The following is a 21,299-nucleotide window of genomic DNA, read 5'->3' as shown; positions in this document are numbered from 1 at the left end:
CGGAACGCCGACACAGCTCCGATAGCACGTCTCTACCCAAGCGCCGAGCGGCCTTGGCGTCGCTGCTTACTCGACCGGGGTGCCGCGGCGGCTGCGCATGACGAGCAGGGTTCCGCCGGCGACGAGTACGACGACGACCGCCACGCCGATCACAACCCACGGTGCGCCGGTGTAGTCGTCCGGGTCGGAGTCCTGGGCGCCGGGCGGGTTCGGGTTCGGCGACTCGGTCGAGCCGAGTGTCGGGCTCGGCGTCGGATCCGCGAGAGGCTGAGCCGCGGACGCACTCACCGGCAGCACCAGGAGCACGATCCCGAGCAGCACAGCACCGAGCAACGAGAAACCTTTGCCTCTCATGACAGCCCAGTGCCCCCGCACTCCACCGAACAAACGGTCTATTGCGTGTCCGGGAGCTGTCACCCTAGTTCGTGCGCGAGGTTCAGGAGGCGAGTCGCTCGGGCGGTGATGTCGGCGGGGGTGGTGAGGCCTTCGAGGTGGCGTCCGTACCAGTGCACCAGGCTTGTTGCTTCACGCAACAGCTGCAAGTCTGGTACGGCGTTCAGCTCGGCGTCGGTCAGGTCGAGGCGGGCCAGGTAGCCGCGCCGGAACACGGCGGCTGCTTGCGTGTCGGTGCGGCCGAAGGACCACAGGCCGATGGCGAGATCCATCGCGCGATAACCGGGACCTGCGGCCTCGAAGTCGAGAATGCCGGTGACGCGGTCGCCGTCCATCAACACGTTCGTCGGCCCGATGTCGGCGTGGATGATGCTCCGCGGCAGGTCGCGGGGCGGCTGTACGGCGGAGAAGATCCGCGCAACCTCCTCACGGTGATCGGTGAGAGTCTCGAGCAGACCGTCGAGAGCGGTGACGCGCGGATGCACCGTGGTCAGGTCGCCGTCCCACGGGTTCCGCGGCGGCAACGCCCGCCCCTCGAGTCGAGCGAGCGCCGCATCCAGCTCCGCCAGCGCCTCCCCGCACGCCGCGGCCGCCTCGAGGTCTCCCCGCCGCGGATGCTCACCCCGGATGCGGCGACTCAAACTCGCCGTGACCAGCTCTCCCCCGACCTCTGCCCGCACCACCGTTGAGCCGTCCTCGGCAACCAGCGGCACCGGCACCCCGAACGACAGTCCGTGGAGCGACCGCAGGACCGCGTGTTCGTAGTCGGACGCGGTCGTGTTCCGGTGAATCCGCAGTACGAACTCGTCCCCCACGAAGTAACTCGTGTTGTTGGTCCCCTCCCCCACCGGCCGGATCCCGTCCCCCCGAATCCCCCACGCCCTCAGCAACTCGTCCACCCCGGCATCCTGCCCTACCCCGAGAACGCAAGGACCCGACCTCAGTGCCAACTAAGGGGTGCGTAGGTAGCGGATCGGTAATTCTCCGCATGTGCTCGGGCGCCGGAGTTGGGATGTTGGAGCCAGGAAACCCAGCCCGACTCCCACAGGCAGGACCGGAACGATGAGCCGACAGATCCAGCTTCGCCGCAGACCACCGCGTATGCGCCGTACTACGAAGACGCTCGACCTTCGGACTCCGTCAGGCCGGCCGCTGCCGTTCTGATTCCGCCCAGCCGGTCCCCGAGAAACCGCACGGCAGTGTGTCAGCCGGCCAGGTAGATGGAGTGGGTGGCGCGGTTGAGGACGGCGCTCAGGTGTTTGCGGTCCTTGGTGGTGCCGCCGACGGTGATCTCGACGTGGGCGGTCTTCTGGTCCCACATGCCGACGTACCGGGTGGCGACCCAGCGGGTGGTGTTGCCACTGCGGTAGGTGTACACGATGGTGCTGACCGTCAGCCGGCCCTGGCCACTGGTCGACTTCATCGTCACGGTCGACGTGCCGAGGATCTTCAGCCCGCGAGTGCCCTTCAGCGCGACCTGCTTCCGCTTGAGTGCAGTCGCCGTACTGATCGTTCCGCTGCGCGAGGTGTCGAACCGGATCATCCGGTTCCGCGCCGGGTCGTCGTACGGCCCGGTCAGATCTCGGCGCGTTGTCCGGGTTTCGGGTCGCGGGCCGGGAGATCGCCGAGGTCGGCGTCCCAGTCGTCGTACTCGTCGTCGGGGAGCGTCGCCTCGTGGCGACGCGCGATGCGGACAAAGGCCACGATCAGCACGATCGGGCCGAGGACCATCGCGGTCTCCGGAATCCCACCCATGTGCAGCGCGATCACGAGGCCGTCACCAACGCGATCCCGCCGGCGGTGAACGCGACCATCGCGGCCAGCATCGGGTACTGCGCCCGCCGCAACTGGCGGCGCCGGAACAGGCCGGCAGCACGATCGTGCGCGGACACGACCCCAAGTACGTGTCCGAGCACGATCGCGCCGATCTGGACCCCCGCGATCACCCCGGTGCCGAGGAACGCGTAGTCGATCCGCGTTCCGCTGGTCCCGAGCAGATCCCACCCGCGGCCGAACGGATCGGTCGCGAGCAACACCCCCTGCTGGCCCTGGAACATCGCGAACGAGAAGTAGTGCGCGACGGCGTACCCGATCGCAATCGGCACGAGCGAGTGCACGAACGCGCCGGGCAATCCGGCCCGCCCGACCGCACCGGGCCGTACGCGCGCCGCGCCGGTCGTCCGGGCCGCGAGCACGAACAGCACGGAGACGATCGCCACCGCTGTGATCAACCCGAGGCTGTGGACGACGATGAGCTGCGTCCGGCTCAGCTCACCGGTCAACTGCGTCCACGCCGACCAGCGCGAGATGCCGTCGAAAGCCGTTGACCCGAGCAACAAACACAGCAGGCCGACGATGCCGGGCTGCTGGGGCATCGTCGCCAGGCCGGCCAGCGGGTTCCGCAGGACCAGCCGGCCGTCAGGCCCGCGGCCGAGTGGACTCAGCCGCGCCAGCACCTCGGCGTACACCTCGAAAGTGTCACCGATCCGGAACCAGGCCGGGCCGTAGACGATGCCTGCGGCAACATTCGCGATCGCGTAACCGGTGACGAAGACCGCGACGGCGAGCGGATCGGAGCCGTCCGGGTACGCGAGCTCGAGCCAGAGGAAGACGGCCAGCCCGGCGACCGCGGGCCAGTAGGCGATCCCGTCGGGCAGTTTCCGGTACGACGTACGCCGTGCCACCCCCGCGATCGTGCGGAACGGGTTGGCGAGTCGCCAGATTGGGCCGCAGACGAGTGAGAGCGGGATGATGCCGACCCAGATCCACACGTACAGCCAGGTCGGTGCCGGGTTGAGCGCCGGCGAGCTGCTGCCGAACCAGGCGGCGCCGAGCATCAACGCGAGCGCCGCGAGCCCGGCGACTTTGGTCAACGAGCGGGCCACCCGATGGTCGACGATCCGCGTGAGCGTGTCGAGTGGCTTTCCGCCGGCGGCCTCGAACCGCGGCCGCGACCAGAACGCGGCCAGCGCGAAGAACGAGACGGCCACGGCGGCGCCGGCGGAGTAGATCGCCAGCCACAGCGGCACCGGCAGGTCGCCGCGGCCACCGATCCCGTGCAGTGGAATCAGCAGCTCCACCACGGCACCGCCTCCGATCAGCAGGGGCGACCCGGATCCGGCGTACCGGAGAACCCGGGTCGGGTATCTGACCGATCGAATGTAACACGCATGATGTCACATAGCGAGAGTTCGATACTCCGAGCGGTCGAAACGCCTGGTCAGCTGCCGGAACCGGAAAGTGAAGGACGGCCAGAGCGTGGTGTTGCGACCCTCGGAGTCGAGGTACCAACTCGTGCAGCCGCCGCGGGTCCAGACCGTGTTCCGCATCGACGACCGGACGCCGTCCACGAACGCGCGCTGCACCTCCGGCCGGACCTCGACCTCCCGCAGCCCTTCCGCGTCCATCGTCCTCAGGGCGTCCAGGATGTAGGCGATCTGGGACTCGATCATGAACACCATCGAACTGTGCCCGAGCCCGGTGTTCGGGCCGATCAGCAGGAAGAAGTTCGGGAACCCCGAAATCGCCGTACCGAGGTGGGCCTCCATCCCGTTCGACCAGGCCTCGCGCAGCGACACGCCGTTGCGGCCGTGGACCATGTCCATCACCGGCAGGTCGGTCACCCGGAACCCGGTGCCGTAGATGATCGTGTCGACCTCGTGCTTCACACCGTCGTCGGTGACGATCCCGGTCGGGGTCACCTCGGCGATCCGCTCGGTGACCACCTCGACGTTGGGCTGGGCGATCGCCGGGTAGTAGTCGTCGGAGATCAGCACGCGCTTACAGCCGAGGGTGAAGTCCGGCGTCAGCTTCGCCCGCAGCAGCGGGTCGCGGATCTGCCGCTCGAGGTGCTTCTCGGCCACCTTCTGCGCCTGCTTCATGATCGCCGGCAGCTTGGCGAAACCGAGCACCATCGACTCGCGGCCCCAGTAGATCCCGGCCCGGACCGCCTTCTGGACCAGCGGGAACCGGCGGTAGACCGCCTTCTCCACCTCGGTGATCTTCCGGTCCGGCCGCGGCATCACCCACGGCGGGGTGCGCTGGAACAGGTGCAGTTCCTCGACCTCCGGCTGGATCGCCGGCACGAACTGGATCGCCGACGCGCCGGTCCCGATGACGGCGACCTTGCGGCCGCTCAGGTCGAGGTCGTGGTTCCACTGCGCGGAGTGGAAGACCTCGCCCTCGAACGACTCGATCCCGGGCAGGTTCGGGTACGACGGCTCGGCGAGCGGGCCCATCCCGGACAGCAGCACCTGGGCAGTGAAGTCACCCTGGCTGGTCCGGATCCGCCATTGACCGTCCTCCCAGTGCGCCGACTCGACGGCGTGGCCGAACCGGATGTGCGGGCGGATGCCGAACCGGTCGGTGACGTTGCGGAGGTAGTCCTCGATCTCGGGCTGCGGGGAGAACGTCGACGACCACTCGGGGTTCGGCGCGAAGGAGAACGAGTACAGGTGCGAGGGCACGTCACACCGGCAGCCCGGGTACGTGTTGTCCCGCCACGTCCCACCGACCTCCTGAGCCCGCTCCAGTACGACGAAGTCGTCGTACCCGGCCTGTTTGAGCCGGACCGCCATCCCGATCCCGGCGAACCCGGTCCCGACCACGACGATCCGGTGGTGAGTGCTCCCCATCGGTGTCCTCCACCCTGTCCGAGAAGAACTTACTCGCAGTAAGTTACTCGGAGTCAGTTAGACTGCGCAAGTGACCTCCCCCACGCACCGGACACAGGCCGAGCAGGCGGCACCCGGCCTGCGGGCGGGTGCCGACGGGCCGGTTCGGCGGCGCCGGGATCGGGCAGCGCGGGAGCGGGAAATTCTGGAGGCGGCCGAGCGGATCTTCGGGGAGCGGGGATATCAGGGGACGTCGATGGACGACGTGGCGGCCGAAGTGGGCGTGTCCAAGCCGCTGATCTACCAGTACTACGGCTCCAAGGACGGGCTGTTTCTCGCCTGTCTCGCGCGGCTTCGGACACAACTGCTCGACACCGTGTCCGACGCGGTGATGGCGGCGCCGGATGCCGAGGACGCGCTGTACGCCGGGTTCGTCGCGTGGTTCGAGTTCCTCGACGACCACCCGCAGGCGTGGTCGGTGCTGATCGACGAGGGCATGCTTGCCGCGGGACCAGCCGCCGGCCCGGCCGCCGCCGCGACCGAGGAGGTCCGCGCCGCGTTCGTCGAACTGATCGCCGCGATGGTCCGGATGAACCTGCCGCCCGGCCGCACCGTCGACGAGGACGAAGTCCAGATCATCGCCCAGAGCATCTCCGGCGCCACCGAACGCCTCGCCATCTGGCGCAGCCGTACGCCCACGCCACCCACCCCCCAGAAAGTCGCCAGAACCCTCCAGGACCTCCTCTGGCAAGGCCTCCACACCCTGCGCAGTTCCTAGCCGCCTCCCGGCAGCGTCAGAACTGGAGTGAGCAGATGACGGCGCGGTGGTCCGACGGTGGGATGCCGTTGACGGGGTCGCCCGCCGTCGAGGTCTCGGTGACTGTGACCGGGCGGTTGAACATCCCGGGACGGAAGTACACGTGATCGATCCGCCGGCCCAGCAACTCCGGGCCGGCCTGGGGCGGTGCGGTCACCACGGCCGGATCACCGTCCCCCGCAACCCACGCATCGGTCAGTACGTCGGACAGCGGCCGCAGCAACGGGCTGCCCGGCGGCGCGTTCAGATCACCCGCGACGACAACCGGCAGTGGACCGTCCAGCGCCGGATCCGTCGCAAGTTCGGCCAGTAACGTGGCCTGCGCCAGCCGATCGTCGTTGTACGCCGGGTCGTACTCGAGACACCCCACCACCACATGCAACGGCGCGGCAGGATGCGCAACCGTCGCCACGACGGCCACCGGATCGAAGACCCGATGCCGGGCGGGCATCCGCACCGCCCGCCACCCGGTGATCTCCCACCGGCTGAGCAAGCCGATGCCCACCTCGACCCCGGCGTCCCGCGGATCCCGGGCCACATCCGTCGCCGGCGGGTACGAGGGACCGGCGTACGCCGCGTGCAGCCCCAGCTCCGCGCCGAGCGCCGACACCTGATTCGTTGCCCTGGTCCCCCAAACCTCCTGCAACGCAACGACATCGGCGTCCACAGCGCGGAGTGTCTGCACGATCAGCTCGTGCCGCGCCACCCACACCGGGCCGAACCGCCACCACACGTTCCACGTCATCACCCGCAACGCACCCATACCCTCGCCGTTCCCACCGCACCCGGCGCGCAACCCTGAGCCACTCCGGGAATCCGGCTGACGGATGTCATGGGTACGTCGTGACGCTCGATCCAGGGCGCCGGCGCCGTACCGGGCGAACCTCTTCGGTATGACGACACAGACTGCGGTCAGCCTGAGTGGTGTGACCAAGAAGTACGGGGCGGTGCAGGCGGTCGCCGGGGTGGATCTGAGCATCCCGACCGGCGAGGTGGTGGCGTTGCTGGGTCCGAACGGGGCCGGCAAGTCGACCACGCTCGAGATGCTGCTCGGTCTGGTCCTGCCGGACCAGGGCACGGTCCAGGTGTACGGCGGTACGCCGGTCGACGCGATAGCACAGGGCCGGGTCGGGGTGATGCTGCAGAGCGGCGGCATCATCGAGGACGCCAAGGTCGGCGAACTCGTGAACCTGGTGGCGGGCCTGCACAAGGACCCGATGCCGGTCGGCGAGGCGCTCGACCGGTCCGGCATCGCCGATCTGGCGGGCCGGACGATGAAAGGGCTGTCCGGTGGGCAGAAGCAGCGGGTGCGGTTCGCGATGGCGATCATCCCGCAGCCCGACCTGATCGTCCTGGACGAGCCGACCACCGGCATGGACGTGGAGTCCCGCCGGGACTTCTGGGCGTCGATGCGCGCCGAGACCGCGCGCGGCCGGACGGTCCTGTTCGCCACCCACTATCTGGAGGAGGCGGACGCGTACGCCGATCGCATCGTGCTGATGCGCAACGGCAAGATCGTTGCCGACGGCACCGCTGCGCAGATCAAGGCGAGCGTTTCCGGCCGCACGATCCGCGCGACCGTCCCGGGTGCCGACTTGCCGACACTCGCGTCGCTGCCCGGAGTACGCAAGGTCGAGACGCGCGGCGACGTGGTGCTGCTGCAGTGCGCGGACTCCGACGACACCCTGCGGTACCTGCTCGCCAGCACGCGGGCCCACGACATCGAGGTGACCTCGGCCGACCTGGAGGACGCAGTCCTCGCGATCGGTGCGGAACAGGAGACCCTGGCATGAACCGCGATTACCTGCTCTTCGACCTCCGCCGCACTCTGCGGAACCGCCGGGTGCTGATCTTCTCGATCCTGATGCCGTTGGTGTTGTTCGTCATCTTCGGGGTGACGCTGCCGCAGGACGCCGGCGAGGGCGGCATCTCCGCGGTCGCGTACGTGATGGTGAGTATGGCGATGTTCGGCTCGATGTCCGCGGCGATGAGCAGCGGCGGCGTGATCGCGGCCGAACGCGACGGCGGCTGGAACCGCACGCTGCGACTCACTCCGCTGAAACCCCAGGCGTACGTCACCACGAAGGTGATCCTGTCGCTGCTGCTGGCGCTGCCGCCGCTGATCGTGGTGTTCGCCTCCGGGCTGATCTTCGGACACGTGCACCTGAGCGCCGGTCAGTGGGTCTCGGTCGCACTCGTGTCGTGGCTGGGCGCCCTGCCGTTCGCCGCGCTGGGCATTGTCATCGGGTACGTCGCCAAGCCGGACAGCGTCCAGCCGATCACGGGACTCGCGACCCTGCTGATCGCAGCCTTCGGCGGACTGTGGCTGCCGGTCGACCAGATGCCGTCGCTGATGAAACACATCGCCCAGTTGACGCCGGCGTACTGGACCGGCCTGACCTCTCGCAGTGCACTGACCGAGAGTGGCCTGAACACCCACGCGCTGCTGGTGGTGCTCGGGTGGACCGTCGTACTCGGGATCGCCGGCCTGCGGCGGTTCCGGGCTGACACCGCCCGCGCCTGAGGTGCGTGCACTAGCGTGGCCGACGTGACGAGGTCTCCGACGCTGCTGGATGCCATCGGCCAGCGTGGAAACGGCGGGCCGGGTCGTTGGGGCTGGCTGGCGGCCGCGGTCTGGCTGTTCTACCTGTCCAGCCCCTTCAACGCAGTGCTGGACCAGCGGGGCGCCACCAGGGTGTTCGGTCTCGTCGCGCTGGGCCTGTTCGCGTTCTCGTATCTCGGCTTCTTCGGTTGGGTACGCCGGACCGGGCTCGCCGGCGGGCTGGCGACGTGGCAGCGGCTCGGTTACCTGGGCGTGATGCTGGTTCTCGCCCTGGCACTCGTCCCGGCCGCGGGCCAGACGGCGCTGACCTGCTTCGTGTACATCGCGGCGGTGTCGATGATGGCGCTGGACGTGCGAGCCGGTGTGGCCGTCGTCCTGGTCCTGCTCGTGGGCGTCGAGCTGTCGATGCGGATCGTGCCGGGGTGGACCACGGACAACAGCTACGGATTCGCGATCTTCCTCGGCGCGCTGGCCGTGTTCGGGATCCGGCGGTCGATCCAGCGCAGTATCGAGCTCGCGAAGACTCGTGAGGACATGGCCGAACTGGCCGTCCAGGAGGAACGGAACCGGTTCGCGCGGGACCTTCACGACATCCTCGGGCACTCCCTGACCGTCATCACGGTCAAGGCGGAGCTGGCCGGCCGGCTGATCGCGGCCAACCCCGAACGGGCGAGTGCGGAGGTGGCCGAGGTGGAGAGCCTGGCCCGCGCGGCACTGGCCGACGTACGGGCCGCTGTGGCGGGGTACCGCGAACTGAGCCTCGCGGGTGAGCTGGTCTCCGCTCGGGCGGCATTGAGGGCAGCGGAGATCAAGGCTGACCTGCCGACCACGGTCGACGAGGTGCCGGAGGAGAACCGTGAGCTGTTCGCCTGGGTGGTGCGAGAAGGCGTGACGAACGTCGTACGGCATTCGGGTGCGAAACGCTGCACGATCCGGATCAGCGCGACCCAGATCGAGGTGATCGACGACGGGAAGGGACCGAGGCCGGGCGACGGTGCATCCGGTCACGGATTGATCGGATTGCGGGAGCGTGCGAACCAGGCCGGTGCGAGTGTCCAGGTCGGCCAGGCGCCGGGCGGCGGATTCAGCCTGGCTGTCAAGGTGGGCCAGTGACCATCCGACTGCTGATTGCCGACGATCAGGCGCTCGTGCGCGGCGCGCTGGCCGCGTTGCTGGATCTGGAGCCCGATCTCGAGGTGGTCTCCGAGGTCGGTCGCGGTGACGAGGTGGTCGCGGCCGCTCAGACCGCCAAGCCCGACGTCGCTCTGCTGGACGTCGAGATGCCCGGGCTGGACGGGATCGAGGCGGCCGCGGCGCTACGGAACGCCGTACCCGGGGTGCGGATCCTGATGGTCACCACCTTCGGCCGGCCCGGGTACCTGCGGCGGGCGATGGAGGCGGGTGCGGCCGGGTTCGTCGTGAAGGACACGCCCGCGGCGCAGTTGGCGGACGCCGTACGGCGGGTGCACCAGGGTCTGCGCGTGGTCGACCCGTCACTCGCCGCCGAGACCCTGGTCGCGGGGACGAGCCCGCTCACCGGCCGGGAATCCGACGTACTGCGGGCGGCCCGAGGAGGCGGCACCGTCGCCGACATCGCGAGGGAACTCCACCTCTCCGAAGGGACCGTGCGCAACCACCTTTCGGCAGCCATCGGCAAGACCGGTGCCCGGACCCGGGCCGAAGCCGCCCGCATCGCGGTCGACAACGGCTGGCTCTGAACCTTCCGCCCGGCATAGGGTGGGACGAGGGGAGGGATCACGATGTCGATCGAGCAGTTCAGCGTGCGGGGGCGGTTGGCGGACACCGGTGAGGGGATCACCACCGACGAGTTGCAACTGGCGGCACGCAATCACGGTATGCCACTGGAAGCGCTGCGGTACGACGTGACGCCGCCCGGGCTGCACTACGTCTTGGTGCACTACGACATCCCCGCGACGAACGCGGCCACCTGGTCGCTCACGATCGACGGATGCGTCGAGCAACCGTTGACCTTCGGGCTGACCGAGTTGCGGGCGATGGGACGTCGTACCGTCCGGGTGACACTGGAGTGCGCGGGCAACGGACGGGCCGCGTTGCAGCCGCGGCCGATCAGCCAGCCGTGGCTCAGCGAAGCAGTCGGTACGGCGGAGTGGACCGGTGTGCTGCTGTCCGACCTGCTGCGCGCGGCCGGGATTCGCGAGCACGCCGTGGACGTGGTGTTCACCGGGGCGGACCACGGGGTGGAGCGCGGGGTCGAGCAGGACTACCAGCGCGGGTTGTCGGTGACCGAGGCGATCGAGTCGGGCGCGATCGTCGCCTGGGAGATGAACGGTGCGCCGCTGCCGCCGCAACACGGGTATCCGCTGCGCCTCGTCGTACCCGGGTGGTACGGGATGGCGAGTGTGAAGTGGTTGCGCTCGATCGAGTTGATCGACCACGAGTTCGACGGGTATCAGAACGCCGTCGCGTACCGGATCCGCAGGGAGGCCGGCGAGCCCGGCGAGCCGGTCACCCGGATCCAGCCCCGGGCGCTGCTGATCCCGCCCGGCTTCCCCGACTTCATGAGCCGCCACCGTTTCGTTGCCGCCGGCACCGTTACGCTGCAGGGCCGGGCCTGGTCGGGCTGGGCGCCGATCGACCGGGTCGAGATCAGCGTGGACGCCGGGGTCAGCTGGCAGACCGCCAAACTGGATGCCCCGGGCAACGACGAGCTCGCCTGGCGGGCCTTCAGCCATGACTGGGAGGCGACGCCGGGCGAGCACGTGCTCACCGTCCGCGCCATCGACGCCGGCGGCCGCGAGCAACCGATCGAGGCGGAGTGGAACCGCGGCGGCTTCGCCAACAACACCGCCCAGCGGATCACCGTCCTGGTCACCTGATCCCCCGCGTGTCGTTCGCCGGATCCGCGGGGACGGCGTTCCATCCTGGAGACACACGGTCTCACTCCGGGAGTGGCACGGTGAACGAGCTGGGCACTGAGGTGCATCTGCACGCACGGATCTTCCGTACGGCGAACGAGTGGTACGCCGACGTCGACGACGAACTCGACCCGCAACCCGACAACCCGTTCTGGTGCGGTTCGTACGACTCCCAACGAGCCGCGATCGACGCAGCCTGCGCCCGCATCGCGGCCCTCCACCTGACCCGCACCACCCGCCTCGACGAGCAGGCGTCCTGACGGCTACTCCGGCTCGTTGTGGGAGGGGCCGCCGATGACGTAGGGGGTGGTGATGCCCTCGTACATGAGGTGGGTCATCAGGCCTTCGGAGGCGTGGGGCAGGTTGTGGCAGTGGTCCATCCACAGGCCGGGGTTGTCGGCCAGGAAGGCGATCTCGTAGCTCTCGTCGTTGCCGACCTCGAGTGTGTCGACCCACCACGGTGACCCGGTCGCGGCGACGCCGTTGCGGGACAGCACGACCGCGTGATGACCGTGCAGGTGCATCGGGTGCGCCTGGCCGCTGGTGTTCGTGATCGTCATCCGTACGACGTCCCCCTCGGCCACCATGTACATCGGTACGTCGGGGAACTTGTGCCCGTTGATCGTCCACCACAGCCCCGGCATGCCGTCGAGGAACCCCGGCCGCCGGCCGATCCGGTACTCGAAGCTCCGGTCCGCCTTGGCCGGGTCGAGCCCCAGTGGAGCCGCCGTCCCGTAAGTCAGCATGTCCACCGTCTCCCCCGGCAGCTCACCGGTGGGAGCGGTCCCCGGTCCGATCCCCAGCGACAACGCCGCCGAACCGGCCACCAGTCGCAGGCCGGAAGCAGGCACCACGGCCTCGAGATCCGCCCGCGCCCCGGCCGCCAACGGGAACGCCGCGGTCACCGGAGTCGGCCCGTGCACGTCCCGCCCGTCGACCGCGACCACCTTGTACGGCGTACCGATCAGTCCGACCCGCAGGATCGCGTTGTCCGTGTTGATCACCCGCACGCGAGCCGTCGTACCGGCGGCCAAGTCCACCTGCTGGGTGCCAGTCCGGCCGTTGATCGTCCGCTTCCCGTCGTACGTGTGGATCGCGGCGATGACCTCACCGGGCTGCTCGGGCCCGATCACGATGGTCCCGAACAGGCCGCCCCTGACCTCCTCACTCGACACCTGATGCGAGTGGTACCAGTACGTCCCCGCCTGGTCGGCCGTGAAGCGGTAGACGTGCCTTCCGCCGATCGGTACGGCGTCCTGCGTCACGCCGGCGACACCGTCCTCCGCGTTCGGTACGTCGATCCCGTGCCAGTGCAGGGTGGCGCCGTCCGGGACGTTCTCGTTCACCAGCGTCACCTGGACCAGGTCGCCGACCTTCGCCCGGATGAGCGGACCCGGTGACGTCCCGTTGACCGTGTAGCCGTCGACCGTCTCGCCGCTGGCGAGTTGGTAGTTCGTCTTCCGCGCGGTCAGCGTGACGTCGACATCCGGCGTGCCGGTCTTCGGGCCGGTGAGATCGGCGACGCTCGTCCCGCCGTGATGGTGGTCGTGCCCGCTGGACGCGGGTCCGCCGCCGTAGTCGGCGTACCCCATGTCGGCGGCCGAGTAGTCGCCGGGCACCAGGCTGGTCGCCCAGAGGTACCCCAGCGGTGCCAGCACCGCCAGGGTCACCCCCAGAGCGATCAGCCGCCCGCGCAGCCGTTTCCTCTGGTCAGACATCGGCCGTCGACTGTGCCGGTACTTCGGTCGAGCGCCGGGCCGCTGTTCCGGCGACCGCGGCGATGGCGAGGCCGTTGAGGCCGTGCAGGACGCCCAATGCCGGGATGCCGAACGACACCACCGCGAGGACGATCTGCACGACGACCAGACCGGCGACGATGCCGGCCAGCGCGCGCCCGCGCGGAACGTCGGTCAGGAACGACACGATCAGCAGGAGCAGCGCGACCAGCGCGATCGCCGTACCGGCGATGCTGTGGTAGCTCTGGCCGAAGTTGCTGTAGTCGGCGCCGATCGCGGCTCCGTCGTTGGCGTCCTTCGACACGGTGAACCCGGCGAGCGCGATCGACGCGACCTGGAGGGCGACCGCGATCGCGATCGCGAGGCTGAGGACCCGGTACACAGTTCTCATGCCCGACGCTCCTGCCGGCGCTTCCGCGTGACGGCCACCGCGGCCGCGATCAGCAGCAGCGGCAGGATCGGCGGGTGACCGCCGCCCACCACGCAGCCGATCGACGCGATCAGCGCGATCGCAGCCAGTGCGACCAGCAGCGGGAACGGGATGTTCCCCAACGGGCCCCGCGTGGTCCACTCCGGCCGCCCGGATCCCGCCGGTCCCCGCCCACCGCCCGGACCGCCACCGCTTCGCGCCGCGCTCTCCGGCGCGGTCCACGGCGGCTTGGTCCAGCCCCACGGACCGCCCCAGGCCTCATCGGTCTCGGCGCCGGCTTGGTGTCCGCCCGGAAGGTCGGAGAACAGCGCGGCCAGGTCGGCGTCGGTCTTCGCCTCCAGTGCGCGGCCGATCCGCTCGGTGTGCTCCTCGGCGGTGAGCCGGCCGGCTTCGTAGTGCTCGCCCAGACGCTTGACCGCGTCCTCGCGTTCCTTGTCGCCGATGCGGATGGGTCCGCCCGGCCTCTCCTCGTTCATGACTGACACTCCTCGGTGCTCGCGGTTCCTACGGCTGCACCAAGGTTGTCGTTCGAAGCACTCTCACCGCGTCGCCTCGGCGGCGACACCTCACCTACCCCCGGAGGAGCACGCTGCGCCCTCGGACGCAGTACGACGTACTCCCCCGGGCGTAGACGGACCCCGGGGAAACCCTCAGGCGTTCGCCGAGAGAATCTTGTTCACCTCGTCGTTGGCCTCCGCCAGCGAAGTCGGTTCGGCCTCGAACGACATCACCGCGTCCATCGCCGGCACCATCACCGCGGACACGTCCGCCGCGTTCGGGTTGGCCGGGTACGGGAAGACGTCACCCGCCTCGACCGGTTCCAGGAACGGCGTGACGTCCCAGCCGTCGGCCGCGAACGCCGCCTTCGCGGCCGGCATGCTCGCGGTCACCGCCGGGAACACCACGCCCGCCTTGGCGACGATGTCCTGCGCGGTCTTCGAGCCGAGGAACTTCACCCAGGCCCAGGACGCCTCCCGGCGGGTGGTGCCCGCCCAGATCGTGTCCGCGAGCCCGTTCATCATCGACATCCGCTTCCCGATCGGGCCGATCGGCAGCCGGGCCAGCTTGGTCTTCACCTGCTTCAGCCCGGCGTACGTGCCGAGCATCCAGGAGCCGTTCGGGGTGATCCCGTACTTGCCCGCACCGAAGCTGGTGGTGACGTCGACACCGGACTTCGCCTGTGCGTACGTCGGCATGTACCCCTTGGTGATGAGGCCGCGCCACCAGGCGATGGTCTCGGTGAACTTCGGATCACCGTAGAAGAACTTCGTCCCCCACGGTTCACCCTCGGAGTACTTCCAGCCGTTGATCGCGGCGTACCAGCTCCAGCTGGTCTGCCCGTCGGCTCCACCGGCGTCGCCGTACCCGAGGCCGTAGACCTTCACGTTGTCCTTGTCGAAGCCGGGCTGGTCGCCGCGCCGGCCCTTCGCGTCGACCGTCAGCCGGCGGACGATCTGCTCGAACGTGCCGCCGTCGCGCGGGTTCCAGGTCATCGAGTTCATCTGCTCGGTGCTGATCCCGGCCGCCTCGGTGAGGGCGCTGTTGTAGAAGTACACCTCGGTGTCCCAGTCCTTCGGCAGGCCGTACCGCTTGCCGTCGGCACCGATCCAGCGGTCGGCCAGGCCCTTCTGGTAGATGCTCAGGTCGACGTTGTCCTTGGCGACGTACTCGTCGATCGCCAGCACCTGTCCCTTGTCCGCGAACAGCGGGTACTTCGCCGAGTGCGAGGTGAACACGTCCGGCGCGGTGTCGGAGATGAATCCGGTGACCAGCTTGTTCCAGTAGTCGTTCCAGCCGTACTGCTCGATCTTCACGCTGTACTGCGGGTTCTGCTCGTGGAACACCTTGGCGCACTCGGTGTACATCGGCAGCTGGGCGGAGTCCCACAGCCAGTAGATGACCTCGCCGTCGGCGCGGGAGGCCGCGCCGTTGTTGCAGCCGGCCACCGCGGAGGCCGCGAGTCCGGCCAGGCCTGCCTTGAGCAGGGTGCGTCTCGTCATCGTCATCGGGGGCACCTCACTTGATCCCGGAGAAACCGATGGAGTTGGTGATCTTCTTGGCGAAGGCGACGAACAGGATGATCATCGGCAGTGCCGCGACCAGGGTGGCCGCCATCAGCCCGGCCCAGTCCGGTCCGCCCTGCGGGGTCTGCGAGCGGAACACACCGAGGGCGACGGTCAGCACCCGGACGTTCTCCTGCTGGCCGACCAGCAACGGCCAGAAGTAGTCGTTCCAGGAGTTGATGTAGGTCAGGATCGCCAGCGTGGTGATCGGTGCGGCGCTCATCGGGATGATCAGGCCGAAGAAGATCTTCCGGTGCCCGGCACCGTCGATCATCGCCGCCTCCTCGAGTTCCCGGTTGATGCCGAGGAAGAACTGGCGCAGGAAGAAGATCGCGAACGGCGTCATGAACGCCCCGGGCAGGATGATGCCGGCGAAGCTGTTCAGCAGCCCGAGGTTCTTGATCAGCACGAAGTTCGGCAGGGTGGTGAAGATCGGCGGCACCATCAGCGCGGCCAGGAACAGCGCGAACACCTTGTCCCGGCCGGGCCAGCGCAGCCGGGCGAACGCGTACGCCGCCATCGCGCTGAAGAACACCTGGCACACCGTCGTGACCGTTGCCACGACCAGCGAGTTGCGCAGGTACAGCCAGAAGTTCACCGAGGCACCGGAACCGCCCTGGGCCTGGGCCTCCTCGATCGTGGACAGCCCGAGCACCCGCTTGAACGCGCCGAGCGTGGTCTCCACCGGGAGCAACGAGTTCGGGTGGCCGGCCAACTGGGTGTTGTCGGCCAGCGCCGTACGCAGCATCCAGTAGAACGGGAACAGGGTGACCAGCATCAGCACGATCAGGCACGCCCACGCGATGGTGCGGCCGACGTTGATTCGCCCGGTCATGCCAGATCACTCTCCTTGGCCCGGAGCAGCCGCAGCTGCAGCAGCGAGACCAGCGCGAGGATGGCGAACAGCACCATCGCCATCGCGGACGCGTAGCCGAAGTCGAACCGGGTGAACGCCCGCTCGTAGATGTAGAAGTAGATCACCCGGGAGGCGTTGATCGGCCCGCCCTGGGTGGTGACCGCGACGGTGTCGAAGATCTGGAACGACCCGATCATGGTGACCACCAGGACCATCACCAGAACGGGCCGCAGCAGCGGCAGCGTGATCCGCCAGAACGTCTTCCACTCGGTGGAGCCGTCCACCTCGGCGGCCTCGTACACGTACCTCGGGATCATCTGCAGCCCGGCGAACACCAGCAGCGCGGTGTAGCCCATGTGCCGCCAGACGTTGATCCCGGCGATGGTCGGGATCGCCCACTGGGACTCGCCGAAGAAGGCGACCGGGTCGATCCCCAGGAAGGTGAGCCCCTGGTTCACGATGCCGACCTGGAAGTCGAGCATCCAGTACCAGACCAGCGCCACGACGACGTTCGCGACCAGGTACGGCAGCAGCACCACCGCCCGGACCGTGATCGACTGGGTCAGCCGGTACATCAGCATCGCGATGCCGACCGCCAGGATCGTCTGCACGCCGATGTTGATCACGACGTACTCGACCGTGACCACCAGCGCGTTCCAGAAGAAGCTGTCCTGCACCATCCGCTCGTAGTTGGCCAGGCCGTTGAAGTCGGGCGCGGACAGCAGGCTGTACTCGGTGAAGCTCAGGTAGGCACCGCGCAGGGTCGGCCAGATGTAGAACACCACGAAGCCGAGGGTGGCCGGGGCCAGGAAGATCATCGCCACCTTCAGGTCCCCGAGGCTTCGCCGCCTGGCCGGCGGCGAAGCCACGTCCCCGCGATCTCGTCTGGTGTCGGGTGGTGCGTTGGTGGTCGCGGTCACGGGGGATCTCCTTGTCTGTCGGCGATCGACTCGGGCTAGTCGATCGCGATCACATCCAGCAACATCGCGCTCTCGGGCCACTGCACGGGGATCTGCACCCCGACCGCGGCGAGGGTCGCACCGTTCAACTCCACCGGACCACCATCGGTCCACCAGGACGCGGCACGCGACTCCGGAGCGGGTGTCGCCGTCTTGTTCACCCGGTAGGTGCGGGCCGGGTCGAGACCGGCCAGCCGGACCCGGCCGACGGCCGAGGTGATCGACTGGGTGAGCTGGACAGCCGCGTACACGGCGCGCGAACCGTCCTGCGCGACCACGCCGTGCAGCAGGAAGTCGTCCGGGCCGCGGTCGGCGCGGACCACCCGGCCGGTGTGCAGCAGCGGCCGCAGCTCCTTGTGCAGGGCGACCCAGCCGGCCAGTTCCTTGCGCTCCTCAGGCGAGGCCGAGGCGATGTCCCACTCGATGCCGAAGTGGCCGAACAGCGCGGTGATCGCGCGGAACGACAACGTCTGGGTGCGGCCGGTGGTGTGCGCCCGCGGCGGGCCGACGTGGCTGCCGATGAGTTCCGGCGGCAGCAGCAGCTGGGTGTAGCGCTGAATCTTCTGCCGCTCCAATGCGTCGTTGCTGTCGCTGCCCCAGACCCGGTCCGTGCGCTCCAGGATGCCCAGGTCGACCCGGGCGCCGCCGGACGAGCAGGACTCGATCTCCAGGCCGGGGTGCCGCCGCTTGAGCTCGTCGATCAGCCGGTACACGGCCAGCGTCTGCGCGTGGATGCCCGCCGTCCCGGTCAGCTGGTTGCCGCCGTCGACGAAGTCCCGGTTGTGGTCCCACTTCAGGTACGAGATGTCGTACTCGTTCAGCAGCGCGTCGAGCCGCTCGAGGATGTAGTCGTACGCCGCCGGGACGCCGAGGTTGAGGCCCTGCTGATGCCGCGCGGTCGGCGGCATCCGGTTGCCGGCGGCAAGGATCCAGTCGGGGTGCTCCCGGGCCAGGTCGGAGTCCGGGTTCACCATCTCCGGCTCCACCCAGAGCCCGAACTGCAGGCCGAGGCCCTTCACGTGGTCGACCAGCGGGTGCAGGCCCTTCGGCCAGATGCCCTCGTCGACGTACCAGTCGCCGAGCCCCGCGTGATCGTCACGCCGGCCGCGGAACCAGCCGTCGTCCAGCACGAACCGCTCGGCCCCGACCTCGGCGGCCGCGTCCGCGAGCGCCTTCAGCTTGTCCAGGTCGAGGTCGAAGTACACCGCTTCCCAGGTGTTCAGTACGACGGGACGCTCGGTCTTCGGGTGGTTGTCCCGGGCCCGGAGGTACTCGTGGAAACGGGCCGACAGCTGGTCGAGGCCGACGCCGTACGAGCCGTAGATCCACGGCGTGCTGTAGGCGCCCTCGGACTCGAGGCGACCCTCGCCGGGCAGGAGGAGTTCGCCGCCGCCGATGACGCCGTACCCGCTCATCCCGCGCTCGGCGTACGACCGGTGGTTGCCGCTCCAGGCGGTGTGCACGCCCCAGACCTCGCCGGTGCCGAAGCCGAAGCCCGGCGTGCCGGCGATCAGCAGCAGAGTGGCGTCGGCGCCGGTGCGGCCGCGGCGGTTGTCGCGGATGTGCGCGCCCTGCGTGAACGCGTGCCGCTGCGGGTGCCGCTCACCGATGTGCCGTCCGGTCATGTCGAGCAACTCGGTCGCCTCGGTCGGGACCGGCAGCGCGAGCACCAAGCCGTCCACCGTGTACGGCGTCTCGCCGGTGTTGGTCAGGTCCGCCTTGGCCCGGACCAGGCCGGTGTCGGTCAGCTCGATGACGAGGCGGAGCTTCAGAGCCGCGTAGCTGTCCTCGGCGTCGACCTGCACGGTGTTGCCGGTCTGGGCGACGCTGCTCAACCGGAAGCTCGCGGAGAAGTCCCTGCCGTCACGGTGGCCGCTCAGGCCCGGCAGCCCGAACCAGCCGGTCGCGTACTCCGGCACGATCGCGACCGGCTGGTTGTCGTCGAGACCGTTGCCGGCCTGGACCGCGCCGGCACCACGCCTCAGTTCCAGCAGAGCTTTCCCGGTCAGCTCGCCCAGGTCCTGGCCCCAGTGCAGGACGGACGGAAGGGCGGGACCAGAGCAGTCCAGCACCAGACTGACCCCGGCGGCCCGGAGCTGCAGCACCTCGATGTTCGACACTGTTGATTCACTCTGCTTTCTGATTGATTTCAGGACGGAACTATTTACCTCGTCAGGCCAGTTGTCAATGCTTCACGAAGTTAAGTAAGTAGCCTAAGCGTGGGCAGCGTCCGGCACAGCACCCCTGCAACCGCTCTCCGGGGCTCAGCCGTCGAGGCGGACCCGGATCAGAAGGTCGTTCAGCGCCGGCTCGGCGACCGGCCGCTCGGGAAGGTCGGTGACCGCCTCCGCCTCGTCGAGAGCGGCGCGCAGCCGGTCGACGTCCTCGGCGATCCGCTCCCCCGACGGTCCGACCAGCGCCCCATGCTCGGCCTCGGCCTTCGCCGCCATCAGCTCTGGCAGGTAGGCCGGCGCCTCGGCATGCTCCTGGACGAGCTCACGCAGATCCGCCTGGACCACGCCCGTGCGCATCAGGTGGATGCCGGTGAGCAGGACCCGTAACGTGTAGAGCAGCGGCTTCAACTGCTGGTTCTTCACGAAGAAGTCCCACTGTGTGTTCGCGAAGCCGCGGTAGTGGTGGGCGTGCCACCTGGTGACGCAGTCCGCGGCCAACGCGACCAGCTCTTCGTGCTCCGGCGTACTGACGACAACAAGCGGCGAGAGCACCTGCTCCAGCACGTAGCCGTTCCGGCGGAGCATCAGCCGGACGAACTTGGCCAAATCGTGGGTGACCAGATCAACCTCGGCGTCGTTCTCGAACCACGTCCGGTCGAGCGTCTCCGGTCCGGTCCGCAGGCCGACCACCTCGGCCGCGGGAAGGACGTGCACACCGCGCAGATCCACGTCGGAGTCGCGCGACGGGAAGCCGTACAGGTGGGCGCCCGAGACTGTTGCGAAGAGCAAGCGGTACGGCTGCTCACCCATGATGTCGCGCAGCTCGGCGTAGTCGAGCTGCCGCATGTCACGCATCACCGATGCTCCTCTTCCGAACCGACCTGAGCCACGCGTCCACCCGGGCGACATCCGGTGTCGCCGGGAGAACCGTTCTCTGCAAGGCGATGTCGAGCTCCTCGTGCAGACCGAGCCGCCAGCGCTCCACCTCGTCCCACGCCAGCTCACCCCGCTTGACCGCGAGCAGCCGGTCCCGATGGGGGCCGACGTCAACGACGAGCTTTGCCTCCAGCAACAGACTGCGGGCCCCGAGCAACAGCCGGATGAGGTGCATGACGTGCTTCCACTTCGGCGCGCCGTCGCGCCGGAAGTCCGTCTCCAGCTTCTTGAACTGGCTGAGGACGTAGCCGGAGTACGTCTGGTAGGCCAGCTGGGAGAGGAAGGCTTCGCGCAGTCCGACCAGTTCCTCCCCGAGCGGGGTCTGCCGGACCACGAGCGGCGAGTGGAGCACCTCGAGAAGGTTCGGATTGGCCTTCAGCGCGAGTTCGCAGAATCGCTCGACCTCCCACGAGAACCACTCCGGCTCCGGACCGTCAACATGGGCCGGCGGCTTGGCCAGCGACCAGAAGGACTCGGTCGGCGCGACATAAACGCCGCGCGTATCGGTGTCCGAGGCGTCGGTGTCGAGGCCGAACGCCCTCGACCCGACCACCGCGGCGTAGATGGTGTGCTCGAGGACGAGGCGGTCGGCGTCGGGTTGGTCCAACTCGATCGCTTCGTCCTGGTACGCCGTACGCAGGCTGAGCTGGTCGCGCCGGGCCGTCGTCTCCCGGCCGTCTCCGAGCCGGACCGTGTAGCGGCCGTCCGGGGTCACGCCGGCGACCCGGCCGGTCGCTCCGCGTTGCGCCGTACCGCCGTGGTGGTCGGGCGCGGCGACGCGGATCACCACCTGGGTTCCCACCGGCAACTGCGGCCCTCGGACGGACATGGCGCCCATGGTTTCACCACTGGGGTCCGCCGG

Annotated in this window: 23 protein-coding genes; 7 read left to right on the top strand and 16 right to left on the bottom strand. The window is 68.9% G+C overall.

The annotated features are described in order from the left end of the window. Nucleotides 1–66: 66 nt before the first annotated feature. From ACYVOK_RS16970 to ACYVOK_RS16945, 6 genes are all read right to left on the bottom strand, one after another. The gene (locus ACYVOK_RS16970; protein ID WP_460663394.1) at nucleotides 67–354 is read right to left on the bottom strand and encodes a hypothetical protein; all 288 of its coding nucleotides are present in this window, start codon (nucleotides 352–354) and stop codon (nucleotides 67–69) included. Between the two features lie 59 nt (nucleotides 355–413). Next, complete coding sequence (locus ACYVOK_RS16965; RefSeq protein ID WP_460663393.1) at nucleotides 414–1,292, bottom strand: phosphotransferase enzyme family protein; 879 nt, start codon at nucleotides 1,290–1,292, stop codon at nucleotides 414–416. A gap of 305 nt (nucleotides 1,293–1,597) precedes the next feature. Then, nucleotides 1,598–1,936 (bottom strand): hypothetical protein, encoded by a 339-nt coding sequence (locus ACYVOK_RS16960; protein WP_460663392.1) that lies wholly within the window; start codon nucleotides 1,934–1,936, stop codon nucleotides 1,598–1,600. Between the two features lie 32 nt (nucleotides 1,937–1,968). Beyond that, on the bottom strand, nucleotides 1,969–2,163 hold the full coding sequence (locus tag ACYVOK_RS16955) for a hypothetical protein (RefSeq protein ID WP_460663391.1): 195 nt from the start codon (nucleotides 2,161–2,163) through the stop codon (nucleotides 1,969–1,971). Then, the gene (locus ACYVOK_RS16950) at nucleotides 2,160–3,476 is read right to left on the bottom strand and encodes a hypothetical protein (RefSeq protein WP_460663390.1); all 1,317 of its coding nucleotides are present in this window, start codon (nucleotides 3,474–3,476) and stop codon (nucleotides 2,160–2,162) included. Before ACYVOK_RS16950 ends, ACYVOK_RS16955 begins: the two co-directional genes overlap by 4 nt. Before the next feature lie 93 nt (nucleotides 3,477–3,569). Further along, on the bottom strand, nucleotides 3,570–5,027 hold the full coding sequence (locus ACYVOK_RS16945; RefSeq protein WP_460663389.1) for a flavin-containing monooxygenase: 1,458 nt from the start codon (nucleotides 5,025–5,027) through the stop codon (nucleotides 3,570–3,572). A 70-nt stretch (nucleotides 5,028–5,097) separates the two neighbouring features. Here ACYVOK_RS16945 and ACYVOK_RS16940 point away from each other — a divergent pair, with 70 nt between their 5' ends. Beyond that, nucleotides 5,098–5,784, top strand: coding sequence for a TetR/AcrR family transcriptional regulator (locus ACYVOK_RS16940; protein WP_460663388.1), 687 nt, complete (start codon nucleotides 5,098–5,100; stop codon nucleotides 5,782–5,784). A gap of 16 nt (nucleotides 5,785–5,800) precedes the next feature. Here the strand turns inward: ACYVOK_RS16940 and ACYVOK_RS16935 are convergent, their stop codons facing one another. Further along, nucleotides 5,801–6,568, bottom strand: a complete 768-nt coding sequence (locus tag ACYVOK_RS16935) for an endonuclease/exonuclease/phosphatase family protein (RefSeq protein ID WP_460663387.1) — start codon at nucleotides 6,566–6,568, stop codon at nucleotides 5,801–5,803. Nucleotides 6,569–6,716: 148 nt separating this feature from the next. On the opposite strand from ACYVOK_RS16935, the gene ACYVOK_RS16930 reads away from it, so the two are divergent. The 6 genes from ACYVOK_RS16930 to ACYVOK_RS16905 all read left to right on the top strand — a co-directional run bounded on the left by ACYVOK_RS16930 (nucleotide 6,717) and on the right by ACYVOK_RS16905 (nucleotide 11,543). After that, nucleotides 6,717–7,616 (top strand): ABC transporter ATP-binding protein, encoded by a 900-nt coding sequence (locus ACYVOK_RS16930; protein WP_460663386.1) that lies wholly within the window; start codon nucleotides 6,717–6,719, stop codon nucleotides 7,614–7,616. Continuing rightward, the gene (locus ACYVOK_RS16925; protein WP_460663385.1) at nucleotides 7,613–8,347 is read left to right on the top strand and encodes an ABC transporter permease; all 735 of its coding nucleotides are present in this window, start codon (nucleotides 7,613–7,615) and stop codon (nucleotides 8,345–8,347) included. Before ACYVOK_RS16930 ends, ACYVOK_RS16925 begins: the two co-directional genes overlap by 4 nt. Before the next feature lie 24 nt (nucleotides 8,348–8,371). After that, nucleotides 8,372–9,499 (top strand): sensor histidine kinase, encoded by a 1,128-nt coding sequence (locus tag ACYVOK_RS16920; RefSeq protein WP_460663384.1) that lies wholly within the window; start codon nucleotides 8,372–8,374, stop codon nucleotides 9,497–9,499. Next, entirely contained in the window at nucleotides 9,496–10,104 is a 609-nt protein-coding gene (locus ACYVOK_RS16915; RefSeq protein ID WP_460663383.1) for a response regulator, read from the top strand. The genes ACYVOK_RS16920 and ACYVOK_RS16915 overlap by 4 nt, the downstream gene beginning before the upstream one ends. Before the next feature lie 42 nt (nucleotides 10,105–10,146). Beyond that, complete coding sequence (locus ACYVOK_RS16910) at nucleotides 10,147–11,244, top strand: sulfite oxidase (protein WP_460663382.1); 1,098 nt, start codon at nucleotides 10,147–10,149, stop codon at nucleotides 11,242–11,244. 80 nt (nucleotides 11,245–11,324) lie between these two features. Continuing rightward, on the top strand, nucleotides 11,325–11,543 hold the full coding sequence (locus tag ACYVOK_RS16905; protein ID WP_460663381.1) for a hypothetical protein: 219 nt from the start codon (nucleotides 11,325–11,327) through the stop codon (nucleotides 11,541–11,543). Between the two features lie 3 nt (nucleotides 11,544–11,546). Here the strand turns inward: ACYVOK_RS16905 and ACYVOK_RS16900 are convergent, their stop codons facing one another. The 9 genes from ACYVOK_RS16900 to ACYVOK_RS16860 all read right to left on the bottom strand — a co-directional run bounded on the left by ACYVOK_RS16900 (nucleotide 11,547) and on the right by ACYVOK_RS16860 (nucleotide 21,266). Next, nucleotides 11,547–13,001, bottom strand: coding sequence for a multicopper oxidase family protein (locus ACYVOK_RS16900; RefSeq protein ID WP_460663380.1), 1,455 nt, complete (start codon nucleotides 12,999–13,001; stop codon nucleotides 11,547–11,549). Beyond that, on the bottom strand, nucleotides 12,994–13,410 hold the full coding sequence (locus ACYVOK_RS16895) for a hypothetical protein (RefSeq protein ID WP_460663379.1): 417 nt from the start codon (nucleotides 13,408–13,410) through the stop codon (nucleotides 12,994–12,996). Before ACYVOK_RS16895 ends, ACYVOK_RS16900 begins: the two co-directional genes overlap by 8 nt. After that, nucleotides 13,407–13,925 (bottom strand): DUF1707 SHOCT-like domain-containing protein, encoded by a 519-nt coding sequence (locus ACYVOK_RS16890; RefSeq protein WP_460663378.1) that lies wholly within the window; start codon nucleotides 13,923–13,925, stop codon nucleotides 13,407–13,409. Before ACYVOK_RS16890 ends, ACYVOK_RS16895 begins: the two co-directional genes overlap by 4 nt. A gap of 174 nt (nucleotides 13,926–14,099) precedes the next feature. Then, entirely contained in the window at nucleotides 14,100–15,455 is a 1,356-nt protein-coding gene (locus ACYVOK_RS16885; protein WP_460663377.1) for an ABC transporter substrate-binding protein, read from the bottom strand. Between the two features lie 10 nt (nucleotides 15,456–15,465). Further along, the gene (locus tag ACYVOK_RS16880) at nucleotides 15,466–16,347 is read right to left on the bottom strand and encodes a carbohydrate ABC transporter permease (protein ID WP_460663376.1); all 882 of its coding nucleotides are present in this window, start codon (nucleotides 16,345–16,347) and stop codon (nucleotides 15,466–15,468) included. Further along, entirely contained in the window at nucleotides 16,344–17,288 is a 945-nt protein-coding gene (locus ACYVOK_RS16875; RefSeq protein WP_460663375.1) for a carbohydrate ABC transporter permease, read from the bottom strand. The genes ACYVOK_RS16880 and ACYVOK_RS16875 overlap by 4 nt, the downstream gene beginning before the upstream one ends. 35 nt (nucleotides 17,289–17,323) lie before the next feature. After that, on the bottom strand, nucleotides 17,324–19,447 hold the full coding sequence (locus ACYVOK_RS16870) for an alpha-galactosidase (RefSeq protein WP_460663374.1): 2,124 nt from the start codon (nucleotides 19,445–19,447) through the stop codon (nucleotides 17,324–17,326). Between the two features lie 144 nt (nucleotides 19,448–19,591). Beyond that, nucleotides 19,592–20,356 (bottom strand): nucleotidyltransferase domain-containing protein, encoded by a 765-nt coding sequence (locus ACYVOK_RS16865; protein WP_460663373.1) that lies wholly within the window; start codon nucleotides 20,354–20,356, stop codon nucleotides 19,592–19,594. After that, the gene (locus tag ACYVOK_RS16860; protein WP_460663372.1) at nucleotides 20,349–21,266 is read right to left on the bottom strand and encodes a nucleotidyltransferase domain-containing protein; all 918 of its coding nucleotides are present in this window, start codon (nucleotides 21,264–21,266) and stop codon (nucleotides 20,349–20,351) included. Before ACYVOK_RS16860 ends, ACYVOK_RS16865 begins: the two co-directional genes overlap by 8 nt. Between the last annotated feature and the right edge of the window lie 33 nt (nucleotides 21,267–21,299).

It is taken from the genome of Kribbella swartbergensis, from assembly GCF_054784135.1.
This window is presented reverse-complemented; position numbering and strand designations above follow the sequence as displayed.

Coding starts and splice junctions, on each gene's coding strand:
- ACYVOK_RS16910 (WP_460663382.1), top strand. CDS start 10,147: ATGTCGATCGAGCAGTTCAGCGTGCGGGGGCGGTTGGCGGACACCGGT.
- ACYVOK_RS16880 (WP_460663376.1), bottom strand. CDS start 16,347: ATGACCGGGCGAATCAACGTCGGCCGCACCATCGCGTGGGCGTGCCTG.
- ACYVOK_RS16865 (WP_460663373.1), bottom strand. CDS start 20,356: ATGCGTGACATGCGGCAGCTCGACTACGCCGAGCTGCGCGACATCATG.
- ACYVOK_RS16945 (WP_460663389.1), bottom strand. CDS start 5,027: ATGGGGAGCACTCACCACCGGATCGTCGTGGTCGGGACCGGGTTCGCC.
- ACYVOK_RS16970 (WP_460663394.1), bottom strand. CDS start 354: ATGAGAGGCAAAGGTTTCTCGTTGCTCGGTGCTGTGCTGCTCGGGATC.
- ACYVOK_RS16930 (WP_460663386.1), top strand. CDS start 6,717: ATGACGACACAGACTGCGGTCAGCCTGAGTGGTGTGACCAAGAAGTAC.
- ACYVOK_RS16860 (WP_460663372.1), bottom strand. CDS start 21,266: ATGTCCGTCCGAGGGCCGCAGTTGCCGGTGGGAACCCAGGTGGTGATC.
- ACYVOK_RS16885 (WP_460663377.1), bottom strand. CDS start 15,455: ATGACGATGACGAGACGCACCCTGCTCAAGGCAGGCCTGGCCGGACTC.
- ACYVOK_RS16925 (WP_460663385.1), top strand. CDS start 7,613: ATGAACCGCGATTACCTGCTCTTCGACCTCCGCCGCACTCTGCGGAAC.
- ACYVOK_RS16890 (WP_460663378.1), bottom strand. CDS start 13,925: ATGAACGAGGAGAGGCCGGGCGGACCCATCCGCATCGGCGACAAGGAA.
- ACYVOK_RS16900 (WP_460663380.1), bottom strand. CDS start 13,001: ATGTCTGACCAGAGGAAACGGCTGCGCGGGCGGCTGATCGCTCTGGGG.
- ACYVOK_RS16960 (WP_460663392.1), bottom strand. CDS start 1,936: ATGATCCGGTTCGACACCTCGCGCAGCGGAACGATCAGTACGGCGACT.
- ACYVOK_RS16935 (WP_460663387.1), bottom strand. CDS start 6,568: ATGACGTGGAACGTGTGGTGGCGGTTCGGCCCGGTGTGGGTGGCGCGG.
- ACYVOK_RS16895 (WP_460663379.1), bottom strand. CDS start 13,410: ATGAGAACTGTGTACCGGGTCCTCAGCCTCGCGATCGCGATCGCGGTC.